This is a genomic window from Streptomyces sp. NPDC039462 (genome assembly GCF_055639375.1).
Genome location: NZ_JBVKAO010000003.1, coordinates 187,477 through 203,821 on the forward strand (window position 1 = coordinate 187,477; position 16,345 = coordinate 203,821).

Here is a 16,345-nt window from a genome sequence, read left to right on the forward strand (position 1 = left end):
CGCCCGTGTGCGCCCAGCTCAGACGGAGCGGTGGTACTGGTCCGGCACGTGCACCTCGGCGCCGAGTTCACGTGCCGCGCGCCGCGCCCACGAGGGGTCGCGCAGCAGTTCGCGGCCGAGCAGGACGGCGTCCGCCTCGCCGTTGGCCAGGATCTTCTCGGCCTGTGCGACTTCGGTGATCAGGCCGACCGCGGCGACGGGCAGCTCCGTCTCGGCCTTCACCCGCGCGGCGAACGGGACTTGGTAGCCGGGCCCGACGGGGATCCTGACGCCCGCGGCGTTGCCGCCCGTGGAGACGTCGAGCAGGTCGATGCCGTGTTCCTTGAGGTCGGTGGCGAAGCGGACCGTGTCGTCCGCCGTCCAGCCCGCCTCGTCCAGCCAGTCGGTGGCGGAGATGCGGAAGAACAGCGGCTTGTCCTCGGGCCACACGGCCCGTACGGCGTCGACGACCTCGAGCGCGAAGCGCGTGCGGTTCTCGTACGAGCCGCCGTACGCGTCGGTGCGCTTGTTGCTGTGCGGGGAGAGGAACTCGCCGATCAGATAGCCGTGGGCGCCGTGGATCTCGGCGATGTCGAAGCCCGCGGCGAGCGAGCGCCGCGCGGCGTCGGCGAACTGCTCCACGACCTCGTGGATCTCCTCGACGGTGAGCTCCGTCGGCACGGGGTGCCGCTCGTCGAAGGCGACCGCGCTGGGCGCGACCGGCTGCCAGCCGTACTGGTCCGCGCCGACCGGGGCGCCGCCCTTCCACGGCCGGTCGGTGGACGCCTTGCGGCCCGCGTGGGCGAGCTGGATCGCCGGGACGGTGCCCTGGCCCCGCAGGAAGTCCGTGACGCGGCGGAACGCCTCGGCCTGGGTGTCGTTCCAGATGCCCAGGTCGTACGGGCTGATGCGGCCCTCGGCGCTGACCGCGGTGGCCTCGACGATGATCAGGCCGGTGCCACCGGTGGCGCGGGCCGCGTAGTGCGCGAAGTGCCAGTCCTGCGGGACTCCCGCCCCGGGTCCCTCGGGCGCCGCCGAGTACTGGCACATCGGGGGCATCCAGACCCGGTTCGGGATGGTCAGCGATCGCAGGGTGTAGGGCTCGAACAGCGCGCTCACGGCGGGCTCCCATTCGTCGGGGCTGATGTGCTCCTCGTACGATAGACCTCGTAGTACGGCGGATGTCAAACTACGATGACTCTCGTACAATGGCGCCCAGGGACCCGGGGACCAAGCGCTCGGGGCGCACAGGACGAAGTGGAGCCGCCATGACGACCGCCGCCGCGACCGGCAGCGCGAGCAGCAGGACGCTCGCCCACCCCGAGCCCGATGAGATCCGCCTCGAAGCCGTGCTGCACGCCCTCGCCGATCCGATGCGGATGCGGGTGGTCCGGGCGCTGGCCCGGGAGGAGGGCGCGGCCGGACTCTCCTGTTCCTACTTCGAGCTGCCCGTCACCAAGTCCACGTGCACGCACCACTTCCGGGTGCTGCGCGAGAGCGGCGTCATCCGGCAGATCTACCGCGGCACCGCCAAGCTGAACGTGCTGCGCCGCGACGACCTCGACGCCCTCTTCCCCGGCCTGCTCGACAGCGTCCTGGCCGCGGCGGCCCGCCAGGCCGACCGCCTCTGCGAAGAGAGCTGAACCGGCCCGGTTCCAGTCACCGCCCGGGCCGCGGGGGCCGCCGGTGTGCCGTCGGGCACCGCCACGTGGCGGGCCGTCCCTAGCTCTGCGGCCCCGACACCTCCCGCGCCGCCTCCCGCAGCCCCTCCCAGTCCGGGATCTTCACCACACTCCGGCCGAGGGAGTGGCCCAGGCGGGCCTCCGCGCGTTCGATGGCCAGCCAGCCCGGCCACTCGACCGGACACAGTCCCGCGGCCCGCAGCGCCGTCAGGGGGTCCTCCGGGAGCTGCCTCCTGGCGAGGGCGGGCGCGTCGTCCAGCAGGGACTGGGCCGTCTCCTTGGAACACGGACGGTTCGTGCCGATCACGCCGGTCGGGCCGCGTTTGATCCACCCCGCCACGTACTCGCCGGGCGACGGCACGCCGTCGCGCAGCACCCGTCCCGCCGCGTGCGGCACCGTGCCCCGCTCCGCGTCGAACGGCAGCCCTGCCAGGGGCACTCCGCGGTAGCCGACCGAGCGGAGCACCAACTGCGCGGGGATGTCCTCGTACTGCCCGGAGCCCGTCACCCCGCCCCGGCCGTCCGGCAGCGTGCGCTCGAACCGGGTCAGGGCGACGCGGCCCGCCGCCCCCGCCGTCAGGGAGACAGGCCGCAGGAAGAAGCGCAGCCTGATCCGCCGGGCCAGGCCCCGCACCGGGCGCTCGGCCCAGCCGCGCAGCACCTCCACGTTGCGGCGGCTCGCGGCGGGCAGCCCGGAAGGGTCGGTGTACGCGGGGTCCAGCGCCAGCTCCGCCGGATCCACCACGACCTCGGTGTCCGGCAGCGAGCCGAGCTCCCGCAGCTCCTTGGTGGTGAACCGGGCCTGCGAGGGCCCGCGCCGCCCCACCATGGACACCTCGCGCACCCCGCTGCCCGCGAGCACTCCGAGCGGCGCGTCCGGCATGTCGGTGGGGAGCAGTTCGGCGGCGCCGCGGACCAGCATGCGGGCCACGTCCACCGCGACGTTGCCGACGCCGATCACGACGGCTGACTCCACGTCCCGCACGAACCCGTCCTGCGCGTATCCGTCCGTCAGCGCGTCCGGATGCGCGCTGTACCAGGAGACGAACTCGGTCGCCGAATAGCTGCCCGGGAGATCCTCGCCGGGCACCCCGAGCCTGCGGTCCGCCGCCGCGCCGACGCAGTAGACCACCGCGTGGTAGAGGTCGAGCAGCCGGGCCGGGGTGAGGGCGCCGGAGCCGATCTCCAGGGAGCCGAGAAAGCGGACGCGCTCGTGTTCGAGGACCGTGCGCAGATTGTTCTGCAGCGACTTGATCTTCTCGTGGTCCGGCGCGACCCCGTAGCGCACCAGGCCGTACGGGCAGGGGAGCCGGTCGAGCACGTCGACCCGCACGTCCGGCACGCGGTCCTGCTGGACGAGGGACTGTGCGGCGTACACCCCGCTGGGGCCGGAACCGACGACGGCGACCTGCAGCACTGTGGTGCTCCTTCCGCGAGACGCGCTCGGGACGGTTTCAGGATCGCACCGGGAGCCGCGCGATGTCAGGGGTGTGCGCCTGTCCGTGCACGCGCCGTCACAAGCCTCGGCCGGCCAGGGGGAGTGCCGGGGGCGCGGATGTCGTCACCCCATCTCCCGCATCCTGCCGATCTCGCTCGACTGCTGTGCCACGACGTCGTTCGCCATCTCCTCGACCTGGATGTTGTTGCCCTCGGAGAGCACGTCCGAGGCCATCGTGACCGCCCCGCTGTGATGCGTGATCATCAGCTTCAGGAAGAGCTGGTCGAACGCCTTGCCCCTCGCGGCGCGCAACTGCTTCAGCTGTGCCTCGCCGGCCATGCCCGGCATCGTCGCGTGATCGTGCCCCGCGTGCCCGCGCGGGCCGCCGTGCTTCTTGAGCCAGCCCTTCATCGCGTCGATCTCCGGGCGCTGGGCCGCGCCGATGCGCGACGCGAGCCGCTTGATCCGGCTCGAACCGGCCCGCTTCGGGGCCAGTTCGGTCATCCGCAGGGCCTGGCCGTGGTGCACGATCATCATCTGCGTGTAGGTGAAGTCGGCCGTGTTGGGGGAGTCGTCCTCGGATCTCTGCCGCGCGGCGTCCTTCGCGGACATCGTCGCCGCGGTCTCGCCCGGCTTGCCCGGCGCGATCACCGAAGGCCCCGGTGACGCCTCGCGCCCGGCGTCGGACCCGCCTCCGCCGCCCGTGCCGGAGTCACACCCCGCGAGGACGAGGGCCGCGGCGGCCACGAGCGCGGTGACGGCGGGCGTACGACGGTTGAGCACAGCGGCCTCCTGGCTGTTCACACATCCGTTTGCAAGTCCGTTCGCAACTCCGGTGAAGAGTCTGCTGCCCCCTATTTAAGAGCCTGCCGCCCCCTATTGATATGTGCATGATGAGCACGATACTTCGGGTGTCCGTGACCCGTTCCCCTGTGAACGGCGACAAGGGAGGACGCAGTGACCCTGTTGAGCAACCCCCGAACCCGGCGCAGACGGCTGGCAGTCGGCACGGCGGCAGCCGGACTGCTGGCCGCGCTGCTGACCGCGGCGCCCGCGGGAGCCGTCCCCGATCCCGGTGACACTCCCGCCGCACCCAAGAGCGTCTCCAAGAGCGACGCCGACCGGACCAGACAGGCCGTCGAACGCGGGGAGATACCCGCGCCCGACGAGATCGCCCACTCGGACAACATCGAGCACCTGGCCAACATCCCCAAGGACGCACTGCCCGGCAACAACACGGACCTCGCGTTCCAGGGCAAGTACGCCTTCGCCGGTAACTACGACGGCTTCCGGATCTTCGACATCAGCAACCCGAAGGCGCCCAGGACGGTGTCTCAGGTCCTGTGCCCGGGTTCGCAGAACGACGTCTCCGTCTCCGGTGACCTCCTCTTCCTCTCCACGGACTCCTCGCGCAGCGACAACTCCTGCAACAGCACCACGCAGCCCGCGACGGAGAAGTCCTCCTGGGAGGGCATGAAGATCTTCGACATCAGCGACAAGGCGAACCCCAAGTACGTCTCCGCCGTCGAGACCGCCTGCGGCTCGCACACGCACACGCTGGTGCCGGAGCGCAGGAACGTCTACGTGTACGTCTCCTCGTACTCCCCGGACGCCGCGTTCCCCGACTGCCAGCCGCCGCACGACGGCATCTCCGTCATCAAGGTGCCGCGCAAGGCCCCGGAGCGGGCGGCGGTCGTGAACTTCCCCGTGCTCTTCCCCGGTGAGGGCCCCGACGGCGGCGGCAACCCGGGCGGGCCCACCAACCCGGGCGTCCGCAAGACCAGCGGCTGCCACGACATCACCGTGCTGCCCTCCGAGGACCTCGCGGCGGGCGCCTGCATGGGCGACGGCATCCTCTTCTCCATCGAGGACCCGGAGAACCCGAAGATCATCGACCAGGTCCAGGACAACACCAACTTCGCGTTCTGGCACTCGGCGACCTTCAACCAGAAGGCGGACAAGGTCGTCTTCACCGACGAGCTCGGCGGCGGCTCCGGCGCCACCTGCAACGCGGCCACCGGCCCCGAGCGCGGCGCCAACGGCATCTACGACATCCGGGGCAAGGGCGACAAGCGCAAGCTGGTCTTCAAGAGCTACTTCAAGATCCCCCGCCACCAGGCGGACACCGAGAACTGCGTGGCCCACAACGGCTCGCTGATCCCGGTCAGGGGCAAGGACCTCATGGTGCAGGCCTGGTACCAGGGCGGCGTCTCCGTCTGGGACTTCACCGACTCCAGGAAGCCCAAGGAGATCGGCTACTTCGAGCGCGGACCGCTCACCACCGACAAGATCACGACCGGCGGTTCCTGGTCGGCGTACTACTACAACGGCCGCGTCTACTCCAACGACATGGCCAAGGGCCTCGACGTCCTGAAGATCAACGACAAGCGGACCGACCCCGCACAGCGGGTCCGCCTGCACGAGCTCAACGTCCAGACGCAGCCGGACTACTTCGACTAGCCGGGCCGGACCGAGGGCAGAGGCCCCATCGGCCGGTTCGCCGAGGTCCCGTCGGGTGGTGCGCCGCCCGGCGGGACTCCGAGCCCCCAGTCCAGCTCGTACCGCTGGAACAGCTCGGCCCGCAGCGTCACCAGCGGCATCGGCGCCCCCGGGATGAGCAGCGCGAAGACCGCGCCCATCAGGAGCGCCCGCAGCAGCGGGTAGTCCCGGTCCACGTCGGGCGAGCCGTACCGCACGACGGTGTCGCGCAGCAGCTCCGCGAGCCGCTGCTGCTCCGGGCACTGCACGAAGCCCTCCGCCTGCAGGATGCCCGCCATGTGCGTCCGCATGAGCAGCGGCTCGTCGACGGCCAGCCCCAGGATCGCGTCGATGGCCCGCGCCATCCGCTCGCGCCCGTCCTCGGTGCGCGGCTCCCGCTCCAGCGCCGCCTCCAGCGTGCGGTGCATCAGCCGGTGCACCGCGGACTGCAGCAGCTGGCGCTTGCCGGGGAAGTAGTACGACACCAGTCCACGGGCGGCGCCCGCCCGGTCCGCGATGTGGCCGAGCGTCGTGGCCTCGTAGCCCCGCTCGCCCACCAGCTCCACCGTCGCCTGCAGCAGCCGCTCCCGGGAACGTCTGCGCAATTCTTCATTGACCGATGGGCTACGCGGGGACATCCTGTAACTCCTGCGTTGACTGGCTCCGAGCCAATATACTCAGTGCGTCCCGAGGCGGCGTCTCGACAGAGACCTCGCACGGGTCGCTGGAGCCTGGGGCAGGCAGCACCGCGGGGGAGTGTTGCCTGCCCACAGGCGTGCGCCCGTCAGGCCGTCCGTCATCCGACGAGGCCGAGCACGGGGCGCAGGGCGTCCGGGCGCCGGTCCACCGGAAGGTGGTCGACGAAGTGCACCGCGCACCCGAGGCCGGCCGCGCCCCCGTCGGCTCCCCGGTCGTCACCGACCATGAGGGTGTCCCGCGGGTCGACCCCGAGCGCGTCACAGGCCAGCGCGAAGAGGCGCGTGTCGGGCTTCTGGATCTCGTGTTCGTACGACAGGACGTACGCGTCGACGTACGGATCGAGCCCGTGGGCGCGGAAGACGGGCCGCAGGTCCCAGCCGATGTTGCTGACCACCGCGACACGGATGCCCCGCTCCCGCAGCCCCCTGAGGACCTCCGCGGCGTCGGCGTAGGGCTGCCACGCGGGAGGCGTCATGTGCCGGTCGTACAGCGCGTCGTACAGCCGCTGATCGGGCAGCGGCACCTCGCGGGCGAGGCCGGTGTACGCGGCGCGGTGCAGCTCCGCGCTCCGGTCACGGACGGCCCACAGGCCGGCGAGGTGCCCGGGCACGGCGACGGGGTGGGCCCCGCCGGGCAGCGCGCCCGCCCTCTCCAGCGCCTCGGCGGCAGGCCCCGACTCCTCGTCGGGCAACGCCACTTCGAGCTCGCCGAGCACGGCCCCCAGCCAGGAATCGGCCGACTCGATCCGGAACAGCGTCCCGGAGAAGTCGAAGAGCACGCCTTTGATCGTCATGTGCGGAGTCCTCCGATGCGTCGTCGAGGGGGAGAGCGGTCAGCCCGTGCCGTCCGTGTCGTGCGTGTCGTGTGTGTTCTCCGTGGTGTGCCTGCCGGGGCCGTACGCGTACGTCGCCACCGTCAGCGCCACTGTCAGGGCCCCGAGCAGCCAACCGCCCACGACGTCCGAGGGCCAGTGCACGCCGAGCCAGATCCGGGTCAGGCCCACCCCGGCGACGGAGATCGCGGCGAGACCCAGGCCGGTCCGCCACAGGGCGGGGCCCGCGCCGTGCACGCGCAGCAGCCACAGGAGCAGTCCGCAGACGAGCGCCGCCGTCATCGCGTGCCCCGAGGGGAACGCCGCGTAGTGCGCGGAGTCCACCGGGTCCGGCCACACCGGGCGCGGCCGGTCGACCGCCGCCTTGAGCCCCTGCTGCACGACCGACCCGGTCAGGCAGGCGCCGGCGACCCAGAGCGCGAGCAACCGCGCCCCGCGCACCACGAGCCAGATCACCACCACCGCGGTCAGCGCGCGCATCGTCCATGGGTCCCACACCCAGTCGGTGAGGATCCGGCTGACCCGCGTGGTGGTGGGATCGTCCACCGCCCAGCGGTGCGTGGTGCGCGCGATGTCGCCGTCGAGTGAGAGCAGGGGCCGCCACTCCAGTGCGACGAGGAGGAGCAGCAGGAGCGACGGCACGGCGAGGGCCGCCGCGGTGACGGCGGCGCGGGAGCCGGGCGGTCGGGTCGGGGAGTCGGGGGGCGCGGGGTACATGCGTTGATCCTCGCCGACGGGGCGGGGCGGAGGCCATCCCGGGGGCGGGGCCGGGCGCGTGTCGGCCCCAGGAAGGCTTCGGGATAGCTTCCTACCCCAGTGCGCGCAGGCCCGGCACGAACGTGACCAGGACGGGGATCACCGGCACGAGCGCCGCCGTCGCCGTCAGGCGCAGCCTGCGTCCCGCGGTGAGGCGCGGGCGGGCCGCGAGCAGCCGGTGCACGCGCTGCGGGACGTGCGCCTGATGGGCCGGGCAGGGGCCGAACACGCCGCGGTCCTCGTTGAGTTCGACCAGGGCGAGGGCGATCGTCAGCCGGCCGAAGCGGCGCGACGCCACGTCGTCGGCGGCGAGCTCCACCAGGCGGTGCATCTCCGCACGGAACGCCGCGAAGACCCGCACCTGCGGGAACCCGACGGCCAGCGCGCCCGAGCAGTGCAGCAGCCAGTCGTGCCTGGCCTGTGCGTGCCCCTGCTCGTGCGCGAGGACGGCATCGAGCTGACGGCCCTTCAGGCGCCGCAACGCGGCGGTGGTGATGACCAGTTGAGGCGCCTGGCCGGGCAGCCACCAGGCGTCGGGGCGCTCACCCTCCAGGACCACGAGACGGTTGCTCCCCGGCTCCTCGCCGGGCAACAAAGGCGACCGTACGAGCAGTTCGGACCGGCGGCCGGACCGCCGGGCCCGCGCCCGGGCGATCTCCCGGGTCAGCATGACCGCCGTCCACACGCCTCCGCAGGCCAGCGCCACAGCGGTCGCCGCGGCCCAAGGGCCGGGCGCCTGCAGGGCGTACGCCTCGACCACGCCGTGCGGAGCGGGGGCGAAGACGTGTCCGCGCACGGCCTGCCACGCGGCGGCGGCGCTCAGCGTCATCGAGAGCGCGCAGCAGAGCAGGACACCCGCCACGACGCACTGCCATGCCCACAGCGCGACCACGGGTTCGCGCTCCGGCCAGTCGGCCCGCGCGAGCATCCGGGGGGCGACGACAGCGGTCAGGGCGCCCAGCAGCAACAGCGCGACGGGGACCATCATGCGGCCCAGCCTATGAGGGTCGGGCTACCCGAGGGTATGGGCTGCCGTCCCAAGTGACGCACGCCACGGCCGACACGGGCGTATCTCACGTACGAGTGACGACCGCGGCCCACGGGCCGGGACGGCGTTAGTGTGCGGACGGTGATCGAGACCATCGTGTTCGACGTGGGGGAGACCCTCACCAAAGACGACCGCTACTGGGCGGCCTGGGCGGACTGGCTGCAGGTGCCGCGCCACACCCTCTCCGCGCTCGTCGGCGCCGCCGTCGCGCAGGGCGGCGACGGCGCCGACGCGCTGCGGTTCGTCAGCCCGGACATGGACATCGCCTCCGCCTACCACGCCCGCGAGACCGCGGGCCGGGGCGAGCACCTGGGCGAGGCCGACCTCTACGCCGACGTGCGGCCCGCCCTCGGCGGTCTCCAGAAGCTGGGCGTCCGCGTCGTCGTCGCCGGAAACGGGACGCCGCGCGCGGCCGAGCTCCTGCGCGACCTCGACCTGCCCGCCGACCTCGTCGTCACGTCGGGCGACTGGGGCGTGGCCAAGCCGGATCCCGCCTTCTTCACCAGGGTGCTCGAAGTGGCCCAGGCCGGACCGCAGGAGACCCTGTACGTCGGCGACCACCCCGCGCACGACGTGTTCCCCGCCAAGCGGGCGGGGCTGCTCGCGGCCCACATCCGGCGCGGCCCGTGGGGGCACTTCTGGGCGAACGACCCGGCCGTCGCCGACGCGGTGGACTGGCGCATCGAAAGTCTCACCGCGCTGGCGGGGCTGATCGACCACTGAACCGCGCCGGGGCGCGGGCGGCGCCTACAGCGTGAGCAGCATCGCCACCATCCCTATCCCCATCGACACCCGGCACGCCGACGCCACCTCGGGGCGGTCCGCCCACCCCGGCACCGCGGCACCGCCCGCCGTCGCGGCGACCGCCCGGGGTGCGAGGCGCGCGCCCGACCACAGGACGTACCCGGCGAAGTAGAGCAGGAGCGCGCCGGTGAGCAGCGGGACGCCGGTGGCGCCGTGCCCCGCGTGCGCGCCGGGTGCCGCGGCCATCGCCACCGACATGTAGACCATGGCGGACGCGCCGACCAGGTGGTGGAGGTGGTGGCGGTTCGTGCGGGCGGCCCGCGCGGTGTGCAGCGCGGCCGCGCCGAACACCGCGGCGTAGACCAGCCACGCCCAGCGCGGCGGCGCGACCACGGCCGCGGGCACCGCCATCACCGCCATCCCGAACCCCATGAGCGCCTCGCCGCCGGCCGTGCGGCGCTGTTCCTCGATCCGGCTGCGCATGCGCAGCAGACAGTAGGCCCCGGTCGCCGCGCACAGCGCGACGAGCAGCCAGGCGGCCTGTGCAGGTCCGTGCACCGCACCCTCCCCCTGTAGACGGTGTCGTCGGGTCGATGCCCGGGTCCGCGGGGCCGTACGCGAGCGCACAGGGGTGCAAGGGGAGCGCGGGGGAGCGGCCCGGGGGCGCTCCCGACCCAGATCGTTTGCGGGTAAAACACTTGCTAACCTTTTGGGTATGAGCAGTACGCCGCCGTCCCTGAACCCGTCCCCGCACCCCTCTCCCCGCCCTGCCCGCGTCCGCCGGCTCCCGCTCGCCGGTGTGCTGCGCCCCGGCAAGCCGTCCGACATCTGGTTCAAGCCCGCGACCAGCGTGGTCGTGGCCAACGCGGCACCGAACCTGACGCTGCTCGCCCTCGGGCGGCTCGACCTGGTGATGTACACGATGGCCGGGTCCTTCTGCGCCCTGTACGCCCACAACCTCCCCTACGCCGCCCGCGCCCGGGTCCTGGCCGGCGTCGTCGCGGGGATGACCGCGAGCGTCGCCGTCGCCCTGGTCACAGCCTCGCTGACCAGCTCCGCCGCGGTCCTCGTCGCGGTCGGCGCGCTGCTCGCCGCCGCGCAGAAGACGCTCTGCGACGCCACCCGCGTCGGGCCGCCCGGGCACCTGATCTTCACCTTCATCAGCTCCGCGAGCCTCTTCGCGCCGCAGACCATGGGCCAGGTCCCCGGCCACCTCGCGCTGACCCTCACCGGCGGTGCCCTGGCCTGGCTCGTCGGCATGGCACCGGCCCTGCTCCGCCCGCACGGACCCGAGCGCCGCGCCACCGCACGCGCCCTGAACGCCACCGCCGCGTACGCCGAGGCCGCGTGCGCCGACGCCGACGCGCCCGGCACCGAGCGGGCCCGCGCCGCCGCGGCCGGCGCCGTGCACGCCGCCTGGCAGTCACTGCTCGCCACCGGCGCCCGCACCACGGCGGCCCGGCGCGCCCTGTCCCGGCTCGTCGTCCGCGCCGAGGAAGCCCTCGCCGCGCCCGCCGGGGCGGACCCCGCCGCGCTGCGCTCCTGGGCGGCAGGGCTGCGCGGCACGGGCGCCGTGCCGCGCCCCGGCGGCGTCCACCCCGGGGAGGAGGACGAACTCCTCGGCCTCGACGCCGAACTCGCCGCTCCGAAGGTTCCGCTGTGGCGGCGGCTCGCCCCCGGCTCCCCGCTGCTGCCCATCGCGCTGCGCACCGCCGTCGGCTGCGCCCTCGCCGGCTACGCCTCGCTCGCGCTCGGCATCGGCCGCCCCTACTGGGCCCTGGTCACCGCGGCCTCCCTCTACCAGGCCAATCTCACCCTCACCTGGAACCGCGGCGTGCAGCGCGTGGTCGGCAACCTCGTCGGGGTGTGCGCCTTCGCCGCCATCGCGCCGTTCGCCCACCTGGGCCACGCCGAGCTCATCGTCAGCTGCCTGGTCCTCGCCTTCGGGGCGGAGGCGCTGATCACCCGCAACTACTGGCTCGGCAGCGTGTGCGTGACGCCGATGGCGCTGCTCGTCACCGAGTTCGCACGCCTCCAGCAGCCCGGCGAACTGATCATCGACCGCGTCGTGGACACCCTCGTCGGCGCCGTGCTCGGCGTCGCGGCCGCGGTCCTCGTCACCAACCGGCGCGCCGCCGACCACATAGAGCGGGCCATCGAGGCCACCGACCGGGCCAGGGAGCAGGCCGAGGCCGGGCTCGCCGGGGCGGGTCCGGTCGAACCCGCGCGGCGCCGCCTCACCGCCGCCCTCGTCGAACTGCGCGCCTCCGCCGACGCCGCGGCCGGCGAATGGTGGCAGCGCGCCCTGCCCGAACAGCGGGTGCTCGACGCCGAGCGCGCCGGACACCGTACGCTCGCGGCGATGGTCCGCCGACCCACTGGTCAGCGCGGTGAGAACGGTCAGGGGACGCGGCCCCGCGAGGAAGCCGCCGACGCCTGGGAGGGCGCACGAGCATGACGACGGAGAACGGCCCGGTGGCCGGCCCCGGTGGCGACACCGTGGCCGCGGTGGTGCGGCAGTGGCGAGCGGTGCGGCCCGACATCGACACCGGACCCATGGAGGTCATCGGCCGCATCAACCGCTGCGCGGCCCTCCTCCAGCAGGCCGAGGACGCCCCGCTGCGCCGCGCGGGCCTGACCCGCGCCGAGTTCGACCTGCTCGGGGCGTTGCGCCGCACCGGGCACGAGCTGACGCCCGGCGAGCTGGCCCGCGAGACCTTCTCCTCCGGCGCCGCCGTCACCAAGCGCCTCAAACTGCTCCAGGAGAGGGAGCTGGTCGACCGGCGCGCCGACGCGCGGGACCGCCGGGTCGCCCACGTCGGCCTGACCGAGGCCGGGCGCGACCTCGTCGACGCGATCCTGCCCGAACAGCTCGCGTACGAGACCGTCGTGCTGTCCGTCCTCGACGGAGCCGGGCAGGGCCAACTGAGCGGGCTCCTCGGGGAGCTGCTCGCCCAGCTGGAGGGCCGCCTCGGGGTGCGCCGGGGCTGAGAGCGACGCGGGCGCCGGGCGCCGAGCCGCCAAGAGTCGGTGGACTGGGGCTCAGGCCGCCACGCGCTTGCTGATCTCCTCCGGTGTCAGATACGCGTCGGTCATCTCGAAGTCCTTGAGCGTGGCGGGGCGCTGGGCCTGGAAGCCGGTGCGGACGTAGTCGTCGCCCGCGAGCGCGTTGAGCCCCCAGTTGGCGGCCGTGCGGAAGCGTGCGGTCACGGTGCGCAGGGCGCCCAGGTGGTAGCCGCGCGCCACGACCTGGGCCGGCAGCCCCGTCAGCTGTACGCCCATGGGCTTGGACACCGCCTGGATGCCGCCGAGGTCGACGACCAGGCCCATGTCCTTGTGCCGGTAGTCGGCGAGCGGGAAGCCGCGCAGCGCCGCGAGGACGTTCTTCGCCGCGGCCCAGCCCTGGCGCATGGCGTGCTGGGCGGTCGGCGGGCAGATCGCGTCGCCGCCCTTGACCACGTCCGGCACGGCCGCCGCGTCGCCGAGCGCGAAGACGCCGTCGAGCCCGGGAACCGTCAGGTCGGGCCGGACGACGAGCCGCCCCCGGTTCGTCTCGGCGCCCAGCGTCGCGATGAGCGGACTGGGCGCGACGCCCGCGGTCCAGATCAGCGTGCGGCACGGCAGGACGCGGTCGTCGGTGAGCGTGACGGTGTCCTCGGTCGCCTTCGCCACGGAAACGCCGAGCGAGACGTTCACGCCCCGGCGCTGGAGGATCTCCATCGCCTTGTCGCCGAGCCGCTCGCCCAGCTCGGGCATCAGCTTCGGAGCGACATCCACCACGTGCCACTTGATCTGCGACACGTCGAGGCCCGGATAGCGCTTGACGGCGGCACACGTCAGCCGCTGGAGGTACGCGGCCGTCTCCACGCCCGCGTACCCGCCGCCGACCACCACGAACTGCAGCCGCTGCTCGCGCTCCTCGCGGCTCGTGCTCGCCGCCGCCAGGTCCAGCTGGGAGATGACGTGGTCGCGGATCCAGGCGGCCTCCGCGAGCGTCTTGACGCCCACCGCGTGCTTGTCGACGCCGGGGATGTCGAACTGCCGCGTGACGCTGCCGGGGGTCAGGACCAGGTAGTCGTAGCGCTCCACGACCTCCTCGCCGTTGATCTTCCGTACGACCACGGCCTTGGCCTTGGGGTCGACGCCGATGGCGCCGCCGGGCACGATCCTGGTGCGCCGCAGCATCCGGCGCAGCGGCACCGCGACCGACTGTGGAGTGAGGACTCCGGAGGCGACGTGCGGCAGCAGAGGCAGATAGAGCTGGTGGTCCATCGGGCTGATCAGCCGCAGCTCCGCCTCGTGTGGCGAGAGCTTCTTCTCCAGCTTGTGAGCGCACTCCATGCCGGCGAATCCGCCGCCGACGATGAGGATCCGGGGAGCTGCCATGTGATGTCTCTCCTGGGCTGATTGGAGATCGACTTCAGGGCTGTCGGGCCTGTCGGGTTCTGGGCCGTCGGGCCTGTCAGGGCTGTGGAAGATCTTCTGCGGACCGTACCCGTGGCCATGTACCCCTGCATCCCGGATGGATTGCGCGTGTGACGTGCTTCACACGCGTGCGCCGTTCTGCCCGCGGGGACGCACGGTCCGCCTCAGATCCCGGGGCGGTAGCGCAGGGGATGGTCGCGGGGGATCTCGACGAGGACGATCCGGACGCCGTCCGGGTCCGCGATCCACATCTCGATCAGCCCCCACGGCTCCTGGACAGGCGGGCGCAGCACCTCGACGCCGCGCTCCACGAGTTCCGCGTGTGCCGCCCCGACATCGGCCACCTGGAGCCACAGCTGCATCCCGGGGGCGGGCGGGGTGGCGGAGCGGCCGGAGAGCTCCAGGAAGCCGCCGCCGAGGAAGTAGACGGTGCCGCGCTCGGGGCCGGTGCCGAACTCCCGGTGAACGGCGAGTCCCAGCGCCTCGCCGTAGAAGGCGCGGGAGCGCTCCGGATCCGTGGGGCGCAGCAGCGTCCTGCCGCTCAGTACGTGCACCATGCGGCCGCACCCTAGCCGCCCCCGCCGGGCGTTAGGCTCGACGGCGCCCCATATCGCGCCAAGAGTTTCGGAGAGTCAGCTCCATGGACACCGCCCCGCGCCCCGCTTCCGGCGAACTCACCTACCGCGACGCCGACACCGCCGACGTCGACGCGCTCGTCGCGCTCATCGAGTCGGCGTACCGAGGGGACGCCAGCAGGGCCGGGTGGACCACCGAGGCGGACCTCCTGGAGGGGCAGCGCACCGACCCGCAGGGCGTCGTCGAGGTCATCGAGTCGCCCACGAGCCGGCTGCTCGCCGTCGAGCGGGACGGCGTCCTCGTCGCCTGCTGCCAGCTCGCCCACCGCGGTGACCACGCCTACTTCGGCATGTTCGCGGTGAGCCCGGCGCTGCAGGGCGCGGGACTCGGCAAGGAGATCATCGCCGAGGCCGAGCGGACGGCGCGCGAGACGTGGGGCGTCCGCGAGATGCACATGACGGTGATATCCGCCCGCGAGGACCTCATCGCCTGGTACGAGCGGCGCGGCTACCGCCGTACGGGAAAGATGACGCCCTTCCCGTACGGCGACGAGCGCTTCGGCATCCCGCAGCGCGACGACCTGCAGTTCGAACTGCTGGTCAAGGACATCGGCTGAGGCCGGGGCCGAGTCCGCGCGGAGCCGCGCCGAGCCGCGGCTAGGCCGTGAAGCGGCCGGTCCGCTTGATCTCGGGGTAGTCGGTGGTCGCCCCGTCCAGCTGCAGCGCCCGGACGAGACGCAGGTCGTCCTGCGTGTTCACGACCCAGCCGATGATCCGCAGGTCGGCCTTCCTGGCGTGCTCGACGATCTCCAGGGTCAGGCGCCGGATGTTCAGGACGAGCGTGGTGGCGCCGACGGCGGTGGCGCGCTGCACGACGTCGGTTCCGTAGCGGCTGGCGACGAGCGCGGTGCGCACCCCGGGGACCAGGCGCGCGATCTCGGCGATCGCCTCGTCGTGGAAGGAGATCACCTCCACCCGGGAGACCAGGTCGCGGCGGTGCATGACCTCGGCGAGGGCGCGCGCGGCGGCGACGTCCTTGATCTCGGCCTGCAGCGGCGCCTTCACCGCGTCGAGGACCTCTTCGAAGACGGGGACGCGCTCGCCGCGTCCTGCGTCGAGCTCGCGCAGTTCGGCGAGGGTCTTCTCGGCGATCGGCCCTTTGCCGTCGGTCGTGCGGGCCACGTCGGCGTCGTGCATGACGACGAGGGCGCCGTCCTTGCTCAGATGCAGATCGAGCTCGATGAGATCGAGGCCCGCCGCCTGCGCGGCGACGAACGAACGGAGGGTGTTCTCGGGTTCGACACCCATGACCCCGCGATGACCGATGGTGAGGAAGTTCAAGATCCACTCGCTTCCGTCGACGGAGGCTCGGCGACCGCGCGGCGAGGACGGATGAAGCCGTGCGGCAATGTCGCAGCCTAATGGCCCGCCTCGGCGTGGGAACCGGGTGGACGCGAGTGAGTGGAGCTGTCCGCTCTGGTTCCCGAGATGCCGAGCAGGAGCCCGGTGATCAGGGCGGCGACAAGGACGGCGCGGGTGCTCACGGGTACGCGGCTCCGTACGACGGGGGACGGCTGGCCCGTCCGTCCTACCGCCGGGAGCGCCGCCGGGGCGAGTCGCTTCACCCGGGCGTGGGCGAGTCCTCCACGCGTTGACCGGACGCGCTTTCGCGGTCGGCGCGCGGTCGGT

General features: G+C 73.0%; 17 protein-coding genes. 6 read left to right on the forward strand and 11 right to left on the reverse strand.

Features of this window, described 5'->3' with window-relative positions:
* Window positions 1-18: 18 nt before the first annotated feature.
* Window positions 19-1,098, reverse strand: a complete 1,080-nt coding sequence (locus tag ACZ7LU_RS17980) for an NADH:flavin oxidoreductase/NADH oxidase (RefSeq protein WP_471917188.1) — start codon at window positions 1,096-1,098, stop codon at window positions 19-21.
* Between the two features lie 149 nt (window positions 1,099-1,247).
* Between ACZ7LU_RS17980 and ACZ7LU_RS17985 the strand changes: the two genes are divergently transcribed.
* Entirely contained in the window at window positions 1,248-1,622 is a 375-nt protein-coding gene (locus tag ACZ7LU_RS17985) for an ArsR/SmtB family transcription factor (RefSeq protein ID WP_471917189.1), read from the forward strand.
* Window positions 1,623-1,701: 79 nt separating this feature from the next.
* Here the strand turns inward: ACZ7LU_RS17985 and ACZ7LU_RS17990 are convergent, their stop codons facing one another.
* On the reverse strand, window positions 1,702-3,078 hold the full coding sequence (locus ACZ7LU_RS17990; RefSeq protein ID WP_471917190.1) for an FAD-dependent oxidoreductase: 1,377 nt from the start codon (window positions 3,076-3,078) through the stop codon (window positions 1,702-1,704).
* Window positions 3,079-3,222: 144 nt separating this feature from the next.
* Complete coding sequence (locus ACZ7LU_RS17995; protein WP_471917753.1) at window positions 3,223-3,882, reverse strand: DUF305 domain-containing protein; 660 nt, start codon at window positions 3,880-3,882, stop codon at window positions 3,223-3,225.
* A 174-nt stretch (window positions 3,883-4,056) separates the two neighbouring features.
* Here ACZ7LU_RS17995 and ACZ7LU_RS18000 point away from each other — a divergent pair, with 174 nt between their 5' ends.
* A complete protein-coding gene (locus tag ACZ7LU_RS18000) occupies window positions 4,057-5,559 on the forward strand; it encodes an LVIVD repeat-containing protein (RefSeq protein WP_398308383.1) in 1,503 nt (500 codons plus the stop codon).
* Here the strand turns inward: ACZ7LU_RS18000 and ACZ7LU_RS18005 are convergent.
* From ACZ7LU_RS18005 to ACZ7LU_RS18020, 4 genes are all read right to left on the reverse strand, one after another.
* Window positions 5,556-6,215, reverse strand: a complete 660-nt coding sequence (locus ACZ7LU_RS18005) for a TetR/AcrR family transcriptional regulator (protein WP_398308381.1) — start codon at window positions 6,213-6,215, stop codon at window positions 5,556-5,558. The genes ACZ7LU_RS18000 and ACZ7LU_RS18005 overlap by 4 nt on opposite strands.
* 158 nt (window positions 6,216-6,373) lie before the next feature.
* Window positions 6,374-7,069: an HAD family hydrolase gene (locus ACZ7LU_RS18010; RefSeq protein WP_471917191.1), complete on the reverse strand. Its 696-nt coding sequence runs from the start codon at window positions 7,067-7,069 to the stop codon at window positions 6,374-6,376.
* Window positions 7,070-7,108: 39 nt separating this feature from the next.
* Window positions 7,109-7,825: a phosphatase PAP2 family protein gene (locus tag ACZ7LU_RS18015; RefSeq protein WP_471917192.1), complete on the reverse strand. Its 717-nt coding sequence runs from the start codon at window positions 7,823-7,825 to the stop codon at window positions 7,109-7,111.
* A 91-nt stretch (window positions 7,826-7,916) separates the two neighbouring features.
* A complete protein-coding gene (locus ACZ7LU_RS18020) occupies window positions 7,917-8,852 on the reverse strand; it encodes a M56 family metallopeptidase (RefSeq protein ID WP_468090327.1) in 936 nt (311 codons plus the stop codon).
* Between the two features lie 144 nt (window positions 8,853-8,996).
* Here ACZ7LU_RS18020 and ACZ7LU_RS18025 point away from each other — a divergent pair, with 144 nt between their 5' ends.
* Entirely contained in the window at window positions 8,997-9,635 is a 639-nt protein-coding gene (locus ACZ7LU_RS18025) for an HAD family hydrolase (RefSeq protein WP_471917754.1), read from the forward strand.
* 24 nt (window positions 9,636-9,659) lie between these two features.
* On the opposite strand, the gene ACZ7LU_RS18030 is transcribed toward ACZ7LU_RS18025, so the two are convergent.
* Entirely contained in the window at window positions 9,660-10,214 is a 555-nt protein-coding gene (locus ACZ7LU_RS18030) for a DUF5134 domain-containing protein (protein ID WP_398308373.1), read from the reverse strand.
* 157 nt (window positions 10,215-10,371) lie between these two features.
* Here ACZ7LU_RS18030 and ACZ7LU_RS18035 point away from each other — a divergent pair, with 157 nt between their 5' ends.
* Together ACZ7LU_RS18035 and ACZ7LU_RS18040 are read left to right on the forward strand one after the other, a co-directional pair.
* Window positions 10,372-12,114 (forward strand): FUSC family protein, encoded by a 1,743-nt coding sequence (locus ACZ7LU_RS18035; protein ID WP_471917193.1) that lies wholly within the window; start codon window positions 10,372-10,374, stop codon window positions 12,112-12,114.
* Entirely contained in the window at window positions 12,111-12,647 is a 537-nt protein-coding gene (locus ACZ7LU_RS18040) for a MarR family winged helix-turn-helix transcriptional regulator (protein ID WP_362999416.1), read from the forward strand. Before ACZ7LU_RS18035 ends, ACZ7LU_RS18040 begins: the two co-directional genes overlap by 4 nt.
* 51 nt (window positions 12,648-12,698) lie before the next feature.
* Here ACZ7LU_RS18040 and ACZ7LU_RS18045 read toward each other — a convergent pair whose 3' ends face one another.
* Complete coding sequence (locus tag ACZ7LU_RS18045) at window positions 12,699-14,042, reverse strand: NAD(P)/FAD-dependent oxidoreductase (protein ID WP_398308369.1); 1,344 nt, start codon at window positions 14,040-14,042, stop codon at window positions 12,699-12,701.
* Between the two features lie 203 nt (window positions 14,043-14,245).
* On the reverse strand, window positions 14,246-14,638 hold the full coding sequence (locus ACZ7LU_RS18050) for a VOC family protein (RefSeq protein ID WP_471917194.1): 393 nt from the start codon (window positions 14,636-14,638) through the stop codon (window positions 14,246-14,248).
* An 83-nt stretch (window positions 14,639-14,721) separates the two neighbouring features.
* On the opposite strand from ACZ7LU_RS18050, the gene ACZ7LU_RS18055 reads away from it, so the two are divergent.
* A complete protein-coding gene (locus ACZ7LU_RS18055; RefSeq protein WP_398308365.1) occupies window positions 14,722-15,273 on the forward strand; it encodes a GNAT family N-acetyltransferase in 552 nt (183 codons plus the stop codon).
* A 40-nt stretch (window positions 15,274-15,313) separates the two neighbouring features.
* Here ACZ7LU_RS18055 and ACZ7LU_RS18060 read toward each other — a convergent pair whose 3' ends face one another.
* Window positions 15,314-15,997 carry a glycerophosphodiester phosphodiesterase gene (locus ACZ7LU_RS18060; protein ID WP_468331319.1) on the reverse strand — a complete coding sequence of 228 codons (684 nt, stop codon included), beginning with the start codon at window positions 15,995-15,997 and terminating at the stop codon, window positions 15,314-15,316.
* Window positions 15,998-16,345 lie beyond the last annotated feature (348 nt).